This is a genomic window from Pseudomonas sp. B7 (genome assembly GCF_016735645.1).
In the GTDB taxonomy this organism is placed as follows: domain Bacteria; phylum Pseudomonadota; class Gammaproteobacteria; order Pseudomonadales; family Pseudomonadaceae; genus Aquipseudomonas; species Aquipseudomonas glycinae.
Genome location: NZ_JAERRE010000006.1, coordinates 337,343 through 353,175, shown reverse-complemented (window position 1 = coordinate 353,175; position 15,833 = coordinate 337,343). Strand labels below are relative to the sequence as shown.

Sequence of the window (15,833 nt, the reverse complement as noted above, 5' to 3'; positions counted from 1 at the left end):
ATGAGCGAGAACAAGAAGTCCGCTGCAATCGAAGACATGCGTTTTCGTTTGCTGATCGATGCGGTGGTCGATTATGCGATCTACATGATCGACCCCGAGGGGATCATTACCAGCTGGAACTCCGGCGCCAAGCGCTTCAAGGGATATGAAGAGGCGGAGATCCTCGGCGAACACTTTTCCCGGTTCTACACCGATGAAGACCGTGCCAACGGTTTGCCACAGCGGGCACTCGACACGGCAATTCGTGAAGGCCGGTTCGAGGGGGAAGGCTGGCGGGTACGCAAGGACGGCACGCATTTCTGGTGCCACGTGGTGATCGACCCGATTTTCAGCCCGAGCGGGCAACTGCTCGGGTTTGCCAAGATTACCCGCGACCTGACCGACCGCAAGATGGCCGAAGAAACCCTCAAGCAGAGCGAACAGCAGTTTCGCCTGCTGGTGCAGGGCGTCACCGACTATGCGATCTACATGCTGAGCCCCGAAGGCCGGGTGACCAACTGGAACCCCGGCGCGCAGCGGATCAAGGGTTACAAGCCGGATGAGGTCATCGGCCAGCACTTCTCGATGTTCTACACCCCGGAAGACCGTGAGGCCGGTGAACCCCAGCGGGCCCTGGAAACCGCGGTGCGTGAGGGCCGTTTCGAGAACAAGAGCTGGCGCCTGCGCAAGGATGGCACGCGGTTTCTGGCCCATGTGGTGGTCGATGCGATTCGCGGCGACACCGGCACCTTGCTCGGTTTTGCCAAGATTACCCGCGACGTCACCGAGGCTACCCAGGCACAACAGGCCCTGGAGAAAACCCGTGAGGCGCTGTTCCAGGCGCAGAAAATGCAGGCTATCGGCCAACTCAGCGGCGGCATCGCCCACGACTTCAACAATTTACTGACGGTGATCCTCGGCAACCTGGAAATCGTGCGCAAACGCGTAGGCGACGACCCGAAAGTCAGCCGTCTGCTGGAGAACGCCACGCAGGGCGCATTGCGCGGCGTGTCGCTCACCCAACGCATGCTGGCCTTCGCCCGGCGTCAGGAGCTCAAGACCGAACCGATCGAAATCCCGAAACTGGTGCAGGGCATCACCGGGCTGTTGCGCAGCTCACTGGGGCCGGGGATCCGCATCGAAACGCAGTTTCCCGAAGACCTGCAAGCGGTGCTGGCCGACAGCAACCAACTGGAGCTTGCGGTACTCAATCTGGCGACCAACGCCCGCGACGCCATGCCCGAAGGCGGCAGCGTCACCATCAGTGCCGAACCCGAAGTGGTGCTCGAACAGAACGATTCAACTCTGGCGGCAGGGCGCTATGTCTGCCTGAGGGTGAACGATACCGGTGAGGGCATGGACGCTGAAACGCTGGCGTCGGCAACCGATCCGTTTTTCACCACCAAAGGCTTGGGCAAGGGCACGGGTCTGGGGTTGTCGATGGTCCATGGCTTCATCGAACAACTGGGTGGCCGCTTCATTCTGAAAAGCACCCAGGGGCAGGGCACCACCGCTGAGCTGTGGTTGCCGGTGGCCATCGACGGTGTTGTCGCCAAACCGCTTGGCCCGATGGTGTCCACCGATTCGGTGCCGCGCCTCAGCGTGCTGGTGGTGGATGATGACAGTCTGGTGCTCACCAGCACGGTTCTGCTGCTGGAAGACCTCGGCCATCGGGTGCTCAGCGCCACTTCCGGCGCCCAGGCGCTGGAGCTGTTCGATCAAGGCGAGGTCATCGATCTGATGATCACCGACATGGCCATGCCACAGATGAGCGGCGCGCAACTGGCTCACGCCGTGCGCCTGCTCAAGCCGGATCTGCCGATCATCCTCGCCACCGGCTATGCCGAACGCCTCGAGGGTTTTGCAGCAGGGCTGCCGCGGCTGTCGAAACCGTTCAATCAGCTGAATCTGGTGGAGATCATTGCCCGGTCGATGAAGTGAACCGGGGGGGCTCGCACGATCCAGCTGAACTTGTCCGCAGCGTGGCGCCTCCAAACGCTTTGTTTACGGAGCGTTTCCCGTGCCACGCATACTGACCCAACCGACCGCCGAAGAAGTCTTGACCGAGCACAACGCCAAGATGTTCGGTTCTCCCAAGGAACGGCTGGATTTCTACCGACGGGAAATCCAGTATGAAACCAGCATCCTGGCCAACCGCACCGATGCCTACCTGGCCGCGCAATCGTTTCTGGTGATTGCCTTCGCCTCCTGCATGGCCAACCTCAACCCCGAGTGGGGCAAGTTGTTCACCCTGGTGGTGCCACCATTCCTGGCCCTGCTCGGTCTGCTCAGTTCGCTCAACGCCTGGCCGGGAATTCGTGCCGCCTATGACATCATCGATCATTGGCACTTCAAGCAGAGTGAATTGCTGCGCAGCGAACCCCTGATGGGCCTGGCTTATGACGAATCGCCGCTGTTCAGCGAAATGGAGTCGAGCCACAAGGGCTATCGCAAGTCACTGCTGTTTTCCATTCGTACGCCGTGGATCTTTGCCACGTTCTGGATGTTGCTCGGCAGTTATGCCTTCTACATTCAGGTGACCAACCCGGGAAGCTGAAGCACCACCGCGTTCAACGGCCGTCCTGTTTAGGATTGACCGGTTTTTTACGCCGCTCGTAGCGGGCGAGAATCGGCTGGGTGCTGATACCGTGCAGCAGAATGCTCAGCGCCACCACCGACAGGGTCAGGTCGGTACACAGCGTACCCACGCTGTCGCCCAGCCCATGGTTCAGCGCATAAAAGAGGTAGAACAGACTGCCGATACCACGAATGCCGAACCAGCCGATCAGCAATCTTTGGCCTCCTGCCAATAGCGATCCCCACGGCATCAACGCCACGCACACGGGACGAATGACACAGAACAGCACGCCGCCGACCAGCAACGCCCGCCAGTCCCAGTGACTGACCAGCACCACACCCAGCAGCGTGACCAGAAACACTTCCATCGCCCGCTCGACCAGACCGCCGAAGGCGAGCATGTCGCCCATCATGATGCCGGCGGCCACCTGACTGTCTTCCAGCCGCTCGGTATCGCCGTGCACCGCCTGCTGCGGCTCGACATTCTGATGACCGACAACCGGTTGCACCATGTGTTCGGCGGGTGGTTGATGGGCGCCGGTGGATTTGACTTCCTCCTGTCGCAAGCCGAGGCCGGCGGCGAATACCGACAGAAAACCGTAGCCACCGATGGATTCAGCCACCACATACGCCAGCGCAATCAACGCCAGGGCCAGATAGTCATTCGGGCTCAGAGTGCTGTCATCGTTGCGGATACGTAGCGAGAGGGTCAGACGACCGATGCCACGGCCCATCCAGTAGCCACAAAGCAACCCGGCCGGAACCGCCCACACAAGGCTGCGCAGTACCCAGTCTGGCCACTCGGCGGCAAACCCTTCACCGTTCAGTAGCAACAGCCCGAAGATCACGAAGGGAAATGCAACGCCGTCATTGAGCCCGGCCTCGCCGGACAGGCCGAAGCGCACGCTGTCGACGTCCCGCGCATCGTTGACCTGTACCAGCGCCGCGAGCACCGGGTCGGTCGGTGCCAGAATCGCGCCGATCAACAGCGAAGGGCCCCAATTCAGATCCAGGCCAAAATGCAGCAACAGGCAGACGCCAATGATCGTCAGCACCATCACCGGGCCCGCCAGGCCGAAAGCAATCCGCCAGCGTTTGTCGCGCAAAGGCAACCGCAACTTCAAACCGCAGACGAACAGGGAAAACAGCACCGCGACTTCGGTCAGGTGCTCCATCCACAACGAGGCTTCATTCAACGGCAGTTTCAGCAGATCGAGGCTTGCCGGCCCGATGCCGACGCCCAGCAGCAGACAAACAGCCGAGGTCGTGACCGGCATCCAGCGCAGGTACGACGATGTCAGCGCCAGGGTCAGCAGCACGGCACCGAGCACCGCTACCCAGATGATGAAGCTCATGACGCGCGGCCTGTAAGGTCAGTTCGATGCCGCCCCGACATAACCGGCCTAACCCGCAGTCGTGCGCAGGTATTCCGGCGTCAGCACGTTGAACCACAGCAGAATCATCGACACCAACAACGTCACCAGCACCAGCAGCGCGACACCCCACACGCTGGCCGAATACAGCAAACCCTGTTCCTTGCGCTCGTGCATGAAAGTCGGCAGGCCAACGAACAGCAGAAACGTCGAATAGATCGACGCCGCGCCGAGCACCAGCACCGCCAGCCAGCGGCTGGGATACAGGCCAGCGAGCCCGGCGATGAAAAACGGGGTGACGGTGTATGCCGCGAAACCGATGCACTGGTTGAGCGTCGGCCGCGCATCGAAGGTGCGCGACATCCAGCGAATGAATCCGCCGATGATCGCCACGCCGACCACGATGGTGACGTAAAGCAGGACACTCAGTTGCAAGGCGCTGGCACTGCTGAGCCTTACGGTTTCACCCACCGCCAGGCTCCAGCCGACATACGTGGTGCCAATGAACAGGCACACCGCCGGGACGAGGGCCAGCAACAGCAGGTGAGCAAGGTAATGGCGTGGATGAGCCTCTTCTTCGCGGCGGATGTCAGTCCAGGCGAAGTTCGGCTGGGTGAAGAGTTTGATAATAGGCGCAGACATGACGACCTCCTGATCTCTTGCAACCCGAACGGGCCATGAAGGTATGGAGAGGTCGCCGTGTCCAGCGGTTCACTTTTTCTGGCAGGCGGTTCAGAGCATCGGTTTGCCGCCGGTCACGCCGTAGCGCTGGCCGGTGATGTAGCTGGCTTCATCCGATGCCAGCAGTACGTAGATCGGCGCGACCTCCACTGGCTGGCCGGGACGCCCCAGTGGTGTTTGCTCGCCAAAATGCTGCACTTCCTCATCGGGCATGGTCGAGACGATCAGCGGCGTCCAGATCGGCCCCGGTGCGACGCAATTCACGCGGATTTCCCTCGGGCCGAGCATTTGCGCCAGACCACCGGTGAAATTGGCGATCGCGCCTTTGGTGGTGGCGTAGGCGAGCAGGGTGGGCTTGGGCATGTCCGAGTTGATCGAACTGGTGTTGATGATGGAGGAGCCAGGTCCCATGTGTTTGATGGCGGCCTGACACAGGCGGAAGATCGCGGTGATGTTGACGTCGAAGGTCATCACCCATTCGTCGTCGGGAATCTCCTCGAAGGTTTCATGGGTCATCTGGAAGGCCGCGTTGTTGACCAGCACGTCGATGCGGCCGAAGTGCTCAACGGTTTGATCCACCAATGCCTGGCACTGGGCTTTCTGCGCAATGTCACCAGGCAGCAACAGGCACTGGCGACCGGCCTGTTCGACCCAGCGCGCGGTTTCCTTGGCATCTTCATGTTCATTCAAATAGGCGACCGCCACATCGGCACCTTCGCGGGCGAAGGCAATGGCCACCGCCCGGCCGATGCCGCTGTCGGCGCCGGTGATCAAGGCGATCTTGCCGGCCAGCCGACCGGAGCCGGTGTAGCTTTGTTCGCCGCAATCAGGATACGGCTCCATCTTGCGCTGGGAGCCGGGAACCGGTTGCGCCTGTTTCGGGAACGGGGGTTTTGGATAGTCGGTCATCGTCAATCTCCGGGTCTCAGGGCAGGTAGGCCGGTTGACCCGGCCCGTTTGCGCTGAGTTCGATCGGATTGACGCTTGGGTTTGCCCTGACGTGATTAGCGGGACTTGAGGGCTCGCTCCATCCGGGCAATGCCTTCTTCCAGCATCGAACGCGGGCAGCCGAAGTTCAGGCGCACGAATTGCTGGCTGTGGTCACCAAAGTCCAGACCCGGGCTGAGGCCGACGCGAGCGTGGTCCAGGAAGAACTTCTGCGGATCGTCCAGATCCAGCGCCGAGCAATCGAGCCAGGCCAGGTACGTGCCTTGCGGCACATTGATGGTCACGCCAGGCAAGCGGTTGCGCACCGCATCCACCAGCCAGTCACGATTGGCTTGCAGGTACTGCTTGAGTTCTTTGAGCCACGGACCGGCTTCGCTGTAGGCCACGCGGGTAGCTTCCATGCCCAACGGATTGACGCTGTCGACCATGCCGCAACGGGCGTGGTTGACGCGTTCGCGCAGGGCGGCGTCCTGGATGATCATGAACGAAGTCTTGAGACCGGCGATGTTGTAGGCCTTGCTCGCCGACATCAGGGTGATGGTGCGGCGGGCGATTTCCGGGCTCAGGGAGGCGGTCGGAATGTGTACGCGACCGTCGTAGCACAGCTCGGCGTGGATTTCGTCGGAGATGATCCAGGCGTCCTGGGCCACGCAGATGTCCGCCGCCGCTTGCAGTTCTTCGCGGCCGAAGACCTTGCCGATCGGGTTGTGCGGGTTGCTCAGGAGCAGGGCGCCGCCGCCGTGCAGGGATTCACGCAAGGCGTCCAGCGGGGTAGCGTAGGTGCCGTCGGCCTGGGCGTTGAATTCCAGCTCGACCTTGTTCAGGCCCCAATGGCCCGGTGCATGGCGCAGCGGCGGGTAGTTCGGGGTTTGCACCACGACGTTCTGCTGCGGTTGCACCAGCGCCTTGAGCGCCATGTTGAAACCCGACTCCACGCCCGGCAGGAAGATCAGCTCTTGCGGTTTGACCCGCCAGGCGAACTTGTTCCAGAGGTCGGCGACGATGGCTTCGCGCAAATTGTCCTGGGCCACGCTGTAGCCAACCAACGGGTGCAGCAGGCGTTGTTGCAGCGCCTCGATGACCACCGGCGGCGCGGCGAAATCCATGTCAGCGACCCACATCGGCAACACGTCGGCCGGATAGCGGCTCCACTTGGTGCTGCCGGTGTCGTGGCGGTCGAATACCTGATCAAAATCGAAAGTCATGCGCGGTCTCTGAAGGCGGAGATGGGTCGTGCCGGCGATGATAAACCCCCATCCCCTGTGGGCGCGAACTTGTGACCGATGAATGGCCGACGGTCGGTTTTCACACAGGTCCCAGAGGCATTGTCTACAGTGAAAAAGTCGGTACCTGTGTGCCGCCACCGTGATTGTCCAGAACAAACCCGGCACCAGTACCGGGTTCCACCTGATCAGGAGTGCACGATGGATCTCAGCCGTCGTCAGTTCTTCAAGGTCGCCGGTATCGGCCTTGCAGGCTCTAGCCTGGGCGCGTTGGGCATGGCCCCGACGCTGGCCTTCGCCGAGCAGGTGCGCCACTTCAAGCTTGCCCACACCCATGAAACCCGCAACACCTGCCCGTATTGCTCGGTCGGTTGCGGCTTGATCATGTACAGCCAGGGCGACGCGGCGAAGAACGTTGCGCAAAACATCATCCATATCGAGGGCGACGCCGACCACCCGGTCAATCGCGGCACCCTGTGCCCGAAAGGCGCCGGCCTGCTGGACTTCATTCATAGTCCCGGCCGCTTGCAGTACCCGCAGGTGCGCAAGCCCGGCAGCAGCGAATGGACCCGGATCACCTGGGACGAAGCCCTCGACCGCGTCGCCGACCTGATGAAGGCCGACCGCGACGCCAATTTCGTCGAGCAGAACGCCCAGGGCCAGACGGTCAATCGCTGGCTGACCACCGGCTTCCTCGCGGCGTCGGCAGCGTCCAACGAAGCGGGCTACATCACCCACAAGGTGGTTCGCAGTCTCGGCATGCTGGGGTTCGATAACCAGGCGCGTGTCTGACACGGCCCGACGGTGGCAAGTCTTGCCCCGACGTACGGCCGTGGAGCCATGACCAACACCTGGACCGATATCGCCAATGCGAATCTGATCCTGGTGATGGGCGGCAACGCAGCAGAAGCCCACCCTTGTGGCTTCAAATGGGTGACCGAAGCCAAGGCGCACAACGCCGCGCGGCTGATTGTGGTCGATCCGAGGTTTACCCGGACCGCGTCCGTGGCCGATTACTACGCGCCGATTCGCACCGGCAGCGACATCGCGTTCATGGGCGGGCTGATCAATTACCTGCTGACCGAGGACAAGATCCAGCACGAATACGTGCGCAACTACACCGACGTATCGTTCATTGTCAGAGCCGGATTCGGCTTCGAGGACGGGCTGTTCACCGGTTACGACGCGGCCAAGCGCAGCTACACCGACAAATCCACCTGGGGTTACGAACTGGGCGAGGACGGCTTCGTCAAAGTCGACCCGACCCTGCAGGACCCGCGCTGCGTCTATCAACTGATGAAGCAGCATTACAGCCGCTACAACATCGACCTGGCGAGCCAGATCTGCGGCATGCCGGTCGATGCGATGAAAAAGATCTGGGAGGAAATCGCCACTTGCTCGGCGCCGGGCAAGACCATGACGATTCTTTATGCACTGGGCTGGACCCAGCACTCGATCGGCTCGCAGATCATTCGCAGCGCGGCGATGGTGCAACTGCTGCTGGGTAACGTCGGCATGCCCGGCGGCGGGGTCAATGCTTTGCGCGGGCACTCGAACATTCAGGGCCTGACCGACCTTGGTCTGCTGTCCAACGCGCTGCCGGGTTACCTGACCTTGCCGACCGACGCCGAGCAGGATTACGCGGCCTTCATCCATAAACGCACGCAAGTCCCGCTGCGGCCGGGGCAATTGTCCTACTGGCAGAACTACAGCAAATTCCACGTCAGCCTGATGAAAGCCTGGTACGGCGCCAATGCCACCGCCGAGAATCAGTGGGCCTACCACTACTTGCCGAAACTCGACATCCCCAACTACGACATCCTCAAGGTGTTCGACCTGATGGGGCAGGGCAAGGTCAACGGCTACATGTGTCAGGGCTTCAACCCGATTGCCGCGCTGCCGGACAAGAACCGGGTGATGGCGGCACTGGCCAAACTGAAATGGCTGGTGGTGATGGACCCGCTGGCCACCGAAACTTCGCAGTTCTGGGAACACGTCGGGCCATTCAACGATGTGAAGAGCGCCGACATCCAGACCGAAGTCATCCGCCTGCCAACCACCTGTTTTGCCGAAGAGGACGGCTCGCTGGTCAACAGCAGCCGCTGGCTGCAATGGCATTGGAAAGGCGCCGACGGCCCCGGCGAGGCGCGCACCGACGTGCAAATCATGAGTGCGCTGTTCCTGCGTCTGCGTGAGCGATATCAGGCGGAGGGCGGCAAATTCGCCGACCCGCTGTTGAAACTGTCGTGGCCGTACAAGATCGCCGAAGAACCCTCGCCGGAAGAGATCGCCAAAGAGGTCAACGGCTACGCCACCACCGATTTCACCGACGCCACGGGTGCGGCGATCAAGGGCAATTCGCAACTGGCCGGGTTCGCCCAGCTCAAGGATGACGGCAGTACCGCGTCCGGCTGCTGGATTTTCTGCGGCAGCTGGACCGAAGCCGGCAACCAGATGGCCCGCCGCGACAACAACGACCCTTACGGCATGCATCAGCATCAAGGCTGGGCATGGGCCTGGCCGGCCAACCGGCGGATTCTCTATAACCGCGCTTCGGCAGACGTCGCCGGCAAGCCGTGGGATCCGAAAAAGCGCCTGGTCTGGTGGAACGGCAAGGCCTGGGGCGGCACCGATGTGCCGGATTACAAGGCCGACGTGCCGCCGGAAGCCGGGATGAACCCGTTCATCATGAACCCCGAAGGCGTGGCGCGGTTCTTCGCCGTCGACAAGATGAACGAAGGGCCATTTCCCGAGCATTACGAGCCGTTCGAAACGCCGATCGGCATCAACCCGCTGCACCCGGACAACAAGAAAGCCACCAGCAACCCGGCGGCACGGATCTTCGATTCGGTGTGGGACAGCCTCGGCGTGGCCAAGGATTACCCGTACGCCGCCACCAGCTACCGGTTGACCGAGCACTTCCACTTCTGGAGCAAGCACTGCAAGTTGAACGCGATTGCTCAACCCGAGCAATTCGTGGAAATCGGCGAGGTGTTGGCCAAAGAGAAAGGCATCGTCGCCGGGGATCGGGTTCGCGTGAGCAGCAAGCGCGGGTTCATTGAAGCGGTGGCGGTGGTGACCAAAAGGATCCGGCCGTTGCAGGTCAACAACCAGGTGGTGCACCAGATCGGCATTCCGCTGCACTGGGGCTTCACCGGCCTGACGCGCCACGGTTACCTGACCAACACCCTGGTGCCGTTTCTCGGCGATGGCAATACACAGACCCCGGAATCCAAGTCATTCCTGGTCAACGTGGAGAAGCTCTGATGGAGAATCTTTAGATGGCCAGCCAAGACATCATTGCCCGCTCGGCCACCACCACGCCGGCGCCCTCGATACGCGGCCAGGAACAGGTGGCCAAGCTGATCGACACCACCAAATGCATCGGCTGCAAGGCCTGTCAGGTCGCGTGCTCGGAATGGAACGAGTTGCGCGACGAGGTCGGCCACAACCACGGCACGTACGACAACCCGCAGGACCTGAGCGCCGATTCATGGACGCTGATGCGCTTCACCGAGCACGAAACCGACGCCGGCAACCTCGAATGGCTGATCCGCAAGGACGGCTGCATGCACTGCGCCGAGCCCGGATGCCTGGCGGCGTGCCCCAGCCCTGGGGCGATCATCAAGCACGCCAATGGCATCGTCGATTTCGATCAGGACCATTGCATCGGCTGTGGTTACTGCATCACCGGCTGCCCGTTCAACATCCCGCGCATTTCGCAGAAGGACCACAAGGCCTACAAATGCACGCTGTGTTCGGACCGGGTGGCGGTGGGGCTGGAACCGGCCTGCGTGAAAACCTGCCCGACCGGCGCCATCGTGTTCGGCACCAAGGACGACATGAAAACCCATGCCGCCGAACGCATCGTCGACCTGAAAAGCCGTGGCTTCGACAACGCCGGTCTGTATGACCCGGAAGGCGTCGGCGGCACCCACGTCATGTACGTGCTGCATCATGCCGACACCCCGAAAATCTACGCCGGCCTGCCGGACAACCCGGCCATCAGCCCGTTGGTGGGCCTGTGGAAGGGCATCAGCAAACCCTTGGGCCTGCTGGCCATGGGCGCGGCAGTGCTGGCCGGGTTCTTCCATTACGTGCGGATCGGCCCGAACCGGGTCGAGGAAGATGAACATCCCGATCCGCCCGACACCTCGGTGCACGTCGTCGATCCGGCGGTGCACACCTTCGACCCACGCGGGGAGGGCCGGCCATGAGCAACAAGACGATCCTGCGCTACACCGCCAACCAGCGTACCAATCACTGGCTGGTGGCGATTCTGTTCTTCATGGCCGGGCTGTCGGGACTGGCGCTGTTTCATCCGTCGATGTTCTGGCTGACCAACCTCTTTGGCGGCGGGCCGTGGACGCGGATCCTGCACCCGTTCATGGGCGTGCTGATGTTCGTGTTCTTCCTGGGGCTGGTGTTTCGCTTCTGGCGCTCGAACTTCTTCATCGACAACGACTGGAAATGGCTGCGGCGCATCGACCGGGTGCTGGTCAACGACGAAGAAACCGTGCCGGCGGTGGGCAAATACAACGCCGGGCAAAAGCTGCTGTTCTGGACTTTACTGCTGTGCATGCTCGGATTGCTGTTCACGGGACTGGTGATCTGGCGCGCGTATTTCAGTCATTACTTCGGCATCACCACCATTCGCTGGGCGATGTTGCTGCACGCTCTGGCGGGGTTTGTGCTGATTTTGAGCATCATCGTTCACATCTACGCCGGAATCTGGATCAAGGGTTCGGTGGACGCGATGATGCACGGCTGGGTCAGTCGCGCCTGGGCCAGGAAACACCATGCACTCTGGTATCGCGAGGTGGACAGCAAGGATCCGCCAGAGCGACCGGTCACGAAAAAGGGCTGACGTTTGCCAACCATCCTCGAACCCGGAGAAATCGAAGCGGCGGCCAGTTCGCCGCCGTTTCTGCACCTGCCGCCGCACAACCTGTTCATGTTGCGGGCCCAGCGTCTTGAGCGTCTGGCCGAAGGGCATCCGCTGGCCGATTACCTGCATTTGATCGCCGGTTTGTGCCGTGTCCAACAGCAAATCCTCGATGATCCGCCCTCGACCGCGCCGCTCGATGAACAGCGGCTGGAAGTCTGCCGGCAACACGGCATGCCACCGTTTGCGGCCGACACATTGGTTCGCGAAGACAGCTGGCAGCTGTATCTCGAGACCTTGCTCCAGCGCTATGTCGCCCCCGAGCAACCGGCGGTGGTCGAGGCCGTGACCACGCTGCGCATCGCCAGCCCCGGCCAGTTGCGCGCCTGGGCGGTGGCGTTGGTCAGCGGCCAGTATTCTCTGGTGCCGGCGGCGTTGGTGCCATTTCTCGGGGCGGCGCTGCAAGCGGCGTGGAGTCATTGGTTGCTCAGTGCGCAAAATCTGCAACTGACGCCCGGCGACAGCCTTAGCCAGTGCCCGGCCTGTGGCTCGCCGGCCATGGCCGGGGTGATCCGCCATCGCGGCAAGCACAACGGCCTGCGTTATCTGGTGTGTTCGCTGTGCGCCTGCGAATGGCATGTGGTGCGGGTCAAGTGCGTGTATTGCGAGCAGAGCAAAGGGCTTGAATACCTGAGCCTTGAGGATGACCGTCACGCTGCCAATCAGGCGCCGTTGCGCGCCGAAGTCTGTCCGGGCTGCAACAGCTACCTGAAGTTGCTGTATCTGGAAAACGACGGGGAGGGCGAGGCGCTGTCGGCGGACCTGGCCAGTCTGCTGCTCGACATGCGCCTGGCTCAGGACGGTTATCAGCGTCTGGCGCCGAATCTGCTGCTGGCGCCCGGCGACGGATAGACCTCAGCGATGCGGCAATTCAACCCGTGCGCGTAAGCCGCCACTGCGGCGATTGCGCAGACTCAGCTCGCCACCCTGTTCACGAATGATTCCCCGGGCCGCCGAAAGACCGAGCCCGACCCCGCCGGTGTCGCGGTTGCGCGAGGTCTCGAGTCGGAAGAACGGATCGAACACCCGCTCCAGCGCGTCCTCGGGAATTCCCGGCCCCTCGTCAATGACCTCGATGCGAATCGACGTGTCATTGCTGCTCAGCACCACGCTCGGACGCTGTCCGTATTTCACCGCGTTATCCAGCAGATTGACGATGACCCGCTTGATGCCCAGCGGCCGGCCGTCGTACACCACATGCGCCGGGCCGATGAAACCGATGTCGATATGCTGGTCGCGGTAGTCATCGACGATGGTTTGCAGCAACTCCGACAGATCGAACGCGGTGGATTGCTCCAGGTGGGTGTCTTCCCGGAAGAACGCCAGAGCGGCGTTGATCATCGATTGCATTTCCTCGATGTCACGGATCAGCTTGCCCTGATGGTCGAGGTCTTCCATGAACTCGCTGCGCAGGCGCATTCGGGTCAGCGGGGCGCGCAAGTCGTGGGAGATGGCCGCCAGCATGTGGGTGCGCTCGCCGATGAAATGCTGGATCTGCGCCTGCATCGTATTGAACGCGACGATGGCCTGACGGATCTCGTGCGGGCCTTCGAGGTGGATCGGCGGCGCTTTCAGGTCCCCGCCGAAACGCCGCGCCGCATGGGCAAAGCGCTGTAACGGCTGGGCCAGTTGTCGTGTGGCCAGCCAGGCGACCAGCAGCGTGGCGACCAGCCCCAGGGCAACGATCACGGCAATCCGCACGTTCAGGCTCAAGCCCCAACTGCGCTCCGGCGGCGTGAACGACAGCCAGCTGTCATCGGCCAGCCGCACCAGTGCCATGTAATGCGCGCGAGGGCTGCCGGCGGGCCAGTCGTCGGGGTTGAACACGTCGATCTGTCGGTCATCGCCAAGCAATTGCCGCAGCGCCGGCACTTTTCCGGCCTCGACCTGTTCGCCATCCCCTGGCAGACCGAAGTCGGCTCGACGGGGTTTCCACACCACTTCAAGCATCGGGCTGCTGGCGGCACTGGCCAGTTGCGGGCGCAAGGTCGCCGGCGCTGCCTCGATCACTCGGGTGGTGGCGGCAATCTGTTCCAGCAGCCCGGTGCGCTCGATCGGCGGCCGAGCCCAGATCCCCGCGACCTGAACGAACAGCGCATTGAGCAGCAGCGACGCGAGCATGGCCGCGACGATTGTCAGGGCAATCCGCCGGCTGAGGGTGTCGCGCCGCAGCATCCGGCCGATCATGAGCGGCTGACCTTGGCAGTGAACATGTAGCCGCCGTTACGAACCGTGCGGATCAGGTCCGGACGTTTGCTGTCCGGTTCGATCTTGCGTCGCAGCCGACTGATCTGCACGTCGATGCTGCGGTCATAGGCGTCGTGGCCCTGACCGTGGGTCAGGTCGATCAGTTGTTCGCGGGTCAGGATGCGTTGCGGATGTTCGAGCAATACCAGCAGCAGGTCGAATTCGCCGGCGGACATCGGAATCATCACGCCCTCCGGCGAGCGCAGTTCACGGCAGGTGATGTCCAGATGCCAACCGGCGAAGGCCATGACCGGCCGTGAAGGCTCGGCGCCGGACGGCGTGCTCTCACCGACCCGCCGTTGCAGGGCGCGCACCCGGGCCAGCAGTTCCTGCGGGGCGAAGGGTTTGGTCAGGTAGTCGTCGGCGCCCAGTTCAAGGCCGACAATGCGGTCGCTCAACTCGGCCATGGCCGTGAGCATGATGATCGGGATGCCCATCTGCGCCCGGACCTTCTGGCACAGGCTCAGGCCACCCTCGCCGGGCAGCATCAGGTCGAGGATGATCGTGTCCGGTCGCGCCTGCGCAATGGCCGCCCACATGGCCTCGCCATGGGCGGCGACATCGACCTGATAGCCGTGCTGAACGAAGAACTTCTTCAGCAAGGACAGAATTTCCCCGTCGTCATCGACGATCAGCAATCTGCTCACGTTTGCGCAATCCATGAACCCAAAAGAAGCGCATCTAAAACCATTTCGATGCGTCGGTCATATATTTCAATCCTGCAACATTCCTTCAGCGCGGACATCAGCCGGACATCGTCGGGCAAACATCCGCAGGCACTCTGCACGCCTTCCAACCAAGGGGGCTCAACATGAAGGACATGAACAGCGGCTACATCACCCGGGACCATGGCGCCGTGCGCCCGTTGATCCTGACCCAGCGCACCACCGCACCGGGCCCGGACACGCCGATCCTGTTCCAGGAGACGTGCCTGGGGCTGGCCAACGATCAGAGCCAGTTGATCCTGCGCCGCTATTTCGAACGGTTCAGCCCGACCGAGGCCCATTGGGTCGAATACCTGCACACGATTCCTACCGCCGAATTCATCCAATGGATCATGACCCACGGCCAGTTGCGCATCGAATGCTCCGACAACACCCCGGACAACCACGTCCACGCCTGAACAAGGAAACACCATTGATGAGTAGCCATCGCTCACTGGCCGTGTTGTTTGCCGCCACCCTCAGCCTGTCGGGGTGCAGCAGCAAGAAGCTTCCGACCGAGCCGCAGGCCGGGTTTTTACGGGATTACAGCGTGCTCAAGGAAGGGCAGACCGCTTCGGGGCAAACAATATTGAGCTGGGTCAGCCTGGCATTGGCGAGGGGCCGTTACACCCAGGTTTACCTGGCGCCGAGCCAGTTCTATCCACGGCCTCAGCCTTCGCCGCGCATTCCACAAAGCACCTTGTCGGGCGTGACGCATTATTACGACGCAGCCCTCAGGCTGGAGCTGGGCAAGGTGCTGCCGCTGGCGTCGAAGCCTGGCCCGAACACGCTGATCGTCAAACCGGCCATCACCCAGGTCGCCGCCAGTACTCAGGGTCTGCGCTTTTATGAATGGCTGCCGGTGACGCTGGTTGCGGCCGGGGTGAGCAGCGCCACCGGCATTCGTGACCGCGACAGTGAAATCGCCACGGAAGTGTCCTTCGAGGACGGTTCGACCGGGGAAGTCGTGGCCGAGGTGGTGCGCAAGGGCAAGGGCGTGCCGCTGGAGAACGACAAACAGGTCATGACGCCCGATAACGTGAAAGCCGTGCTCGATGGCTGGGCGACGGACTTGAGTCAAACCTATGTGCCGGTTCAGCGGGCCGCGCTGCGCTAGAAGCAGGGTGGTCTAACATCATCAGGCGTATTTCGATTT

General features: G+C 62.2%; 14 protein-coding genes. 8 read left to right on the top strand and 6 right to left on the bottom strand.

The window, feature by feature from the left end:
• Both JKA62_RS16315 and JKA62_RS16310 read left to right on the top strand, forming a co-directional pair.
• Positions 1-1,920 carry a hybrid sensor histidine kinase/response regulator gene (locus JKA62_RS16315; RefSeq protein WP_011334104.1) on the top strand — a complete coding sequence of 640 codons (1,920 nt, stop codon included), beginning with the start codon at positions 1-3 and terminating at the stop codon, positions 1,918-1,920.
• Positions 1,921-1,999: 79 nt separating this feature from the next.
• Positions 2,000-2,536 (top strand): hypothetical protein, encoded by a 537-nt coding sequence (locus JKA62_RS16310; RefSeq protein ID WP_201818638.1) that lies wholly within the window; start codon positions 2,000-2,002, stop codon positions 2,534-2,536.
• Between the two features lie 13 nt (positions 2,537-2,549).
• Here the strand turns inward: JKA62_RS16310 and JKA62_RS16305 are convergent, their stop codons facing one another.
• The 4 genes from JKA62_RS16305 to JKA62_RS16290 all read right to left on the bottom strand — a co-directional run bounded on the left by JKA62_RS16305 (position 2,550) and on the right by JKA62_RS16290 (position 6,763).
• Complete coding sequence (locus tag JKA62_RS16305; RefSeq protein WP_201818637.1) at positions 2,550-3,911, bottom strand: cation:proton antiporter; 1,362 nt, start codon at positions 3,909-3,911, stop codon at positions 2,550-2,552.
• Between the two features lie 48 nt (positions 3,912-3,959).
• Positions 3,960-4,571, bottom strand: a complete 612-nt coding sequence (locus JKA62_RS16300) for a Yip1 family protein (RefSeq protein ID WP_011334107.1) — start codon at positions 4,569-4,571, stop codon at positions 3,960-3,962.
• A 90-nt stretch (positions 4,572-4,661) separates the two neighbouring features.
• The gene (locus JKA62_RS16295; protein WP_011334108.1) at positions 4,662-5,519 is read right to left on the bottom strand and encodes an SDR family oxidoreductase; all 858 of its coding nucleotides are present in this window, start codon (positions 5,517-5,519) and stop codon (positions 4,662-4,664) included.
• Positions 5,520-5,614: 95 nt separating this feature from the next.
• Complete coding sequence (locus JKA62_RS16290) at positions 5,615-6,763, bottom strand: MalY/PatB family protein (protein WP_201818636.1); 1,149 nt, start codon at positions 6,761-6,763, stop codon at positions 5,615-5,617.
• 219 nt (positions 6,764-6,982) lie between these two features.
• On the opposite strand from JKA62_RS16290, the gene fdnG reads away from it, so the two are divergent.
• Genes fdnG through fdhE form a run of 4 tightly spaced genes read left to right on the top strand, consistent with a single transcriptional unit; the run spans position 6,983 to position 12,578 of the window.
• A complete protein-coding gene (gene fdnG / locus JKA62_RS16285; protein WP_201818635.1) occupies positions 6,983-10,048 on the top strand; it encodes a formate dehydrogenase-N subunit alpha in 3,066 nt (1,021 codons plus the stop codon).
• Positions 10,049-10,062: 14 nt separating this feature from the next.
• Positions 10,063-10,998: a formate dehydrogenase subunit beta gene (gene fdxH / locus JKA62_RS16280; protein ID WP_192561084.1), complete on the top strand. Its 936-nt coding sequence runs from the start codon at positions 10,063-10,065 to the stop codon at positions 10,996-10,998.
• A complete protein-coding gene (locus JKA62_RS16275; protein WP_102686175.1) occupies positions 10,995-11,648 on the top strand; it encodes a formate dehydrogenase subunit gamma in 654 nt (217 codons plus the stop codon). Before fdxH ends, JKA62_RS16275 begins: the two co-directional genes overlap by 4 nt.
• Before the next feature lie 3 nt (positions 11,649-11,651).
• On the top strand, positions 11,652-12,578 hold the full coding sequence (gene fdhE, locus JKA62_RS16270; RefSeq protein WP_201818634.1) for a formate dehydrogenase accessory protein FdhE: 927 nt from the start codon (positions 11,652-11,654) through the stop codon (positions 12,576-12,578).
• Positions 12,579-12,581: 3 nt separating this feature from the next.
• Here the strand turns inward: fdhE and JKA62_RS16265 are convergent, their stop codons facing one another.
• Both JKA62_RS16265 and JKA62_RS16260 read right to left on the bottom strand, forming a co-directional pair.
• Positions 12,582-13,913, bottom strand: coding sequence for an ATP-binding protein (locus JKA62_RS16265; protein ID WP_201818633.1), 1,332 nt, complete (start codon positions 13,911-13,913; stop codon positions 12,582-12,584).
• The gene (locus JKA62_RS16260; protein WP_074690605.1) at positions 13,910-14,635 is read right to left on the bottom strand and encodes a response regulator; all 726 of its coding nucleotides are present in this window, start codon (positions 14,633-14,635) and stop codon (positions 13,910-13,912) included. The genes JKA62_RS16265 and JKA62_RS16260 overlap by 4 nt, the downstream gene beginning before the upstream one ends.
• A gap of 149 nt (positions 14,636-14,784) precedes the next feature.
• On the opposite strand from JKA62_RS16260, the gene JKA62_RS16255 reads away from it, so the two are divergent.
• Both JKA62_RS16255 and JKA62_RS16250 read left to right on the top strand, forming a co-directional pair.
• A complete protein-coding gene (locus JKA62_RS16255; RefSeq protein WP_201818630.1) occupies positions 14,785-15,096 on the top strand; it encodes a hypothetical protein in 312 nt (103 codons plus the stop codon).
• Between the two features lie 17 nt (positions 15,097-15,113).
• Positions 15,114-15,794 carry a DUF3313 domain-containing protein gene (locus JKA62_RS16250; protein WP_201818628.1) on the top strand — a complete coding sequence of 227 codons (681 nt, stop codon included), beginning with the start codon at positions 15,114-15,116 and terminating at the stop codon, positions 15,792-15,794.
• Positions 15,795-15,833 lie beyond the last annotated feature (39 nt).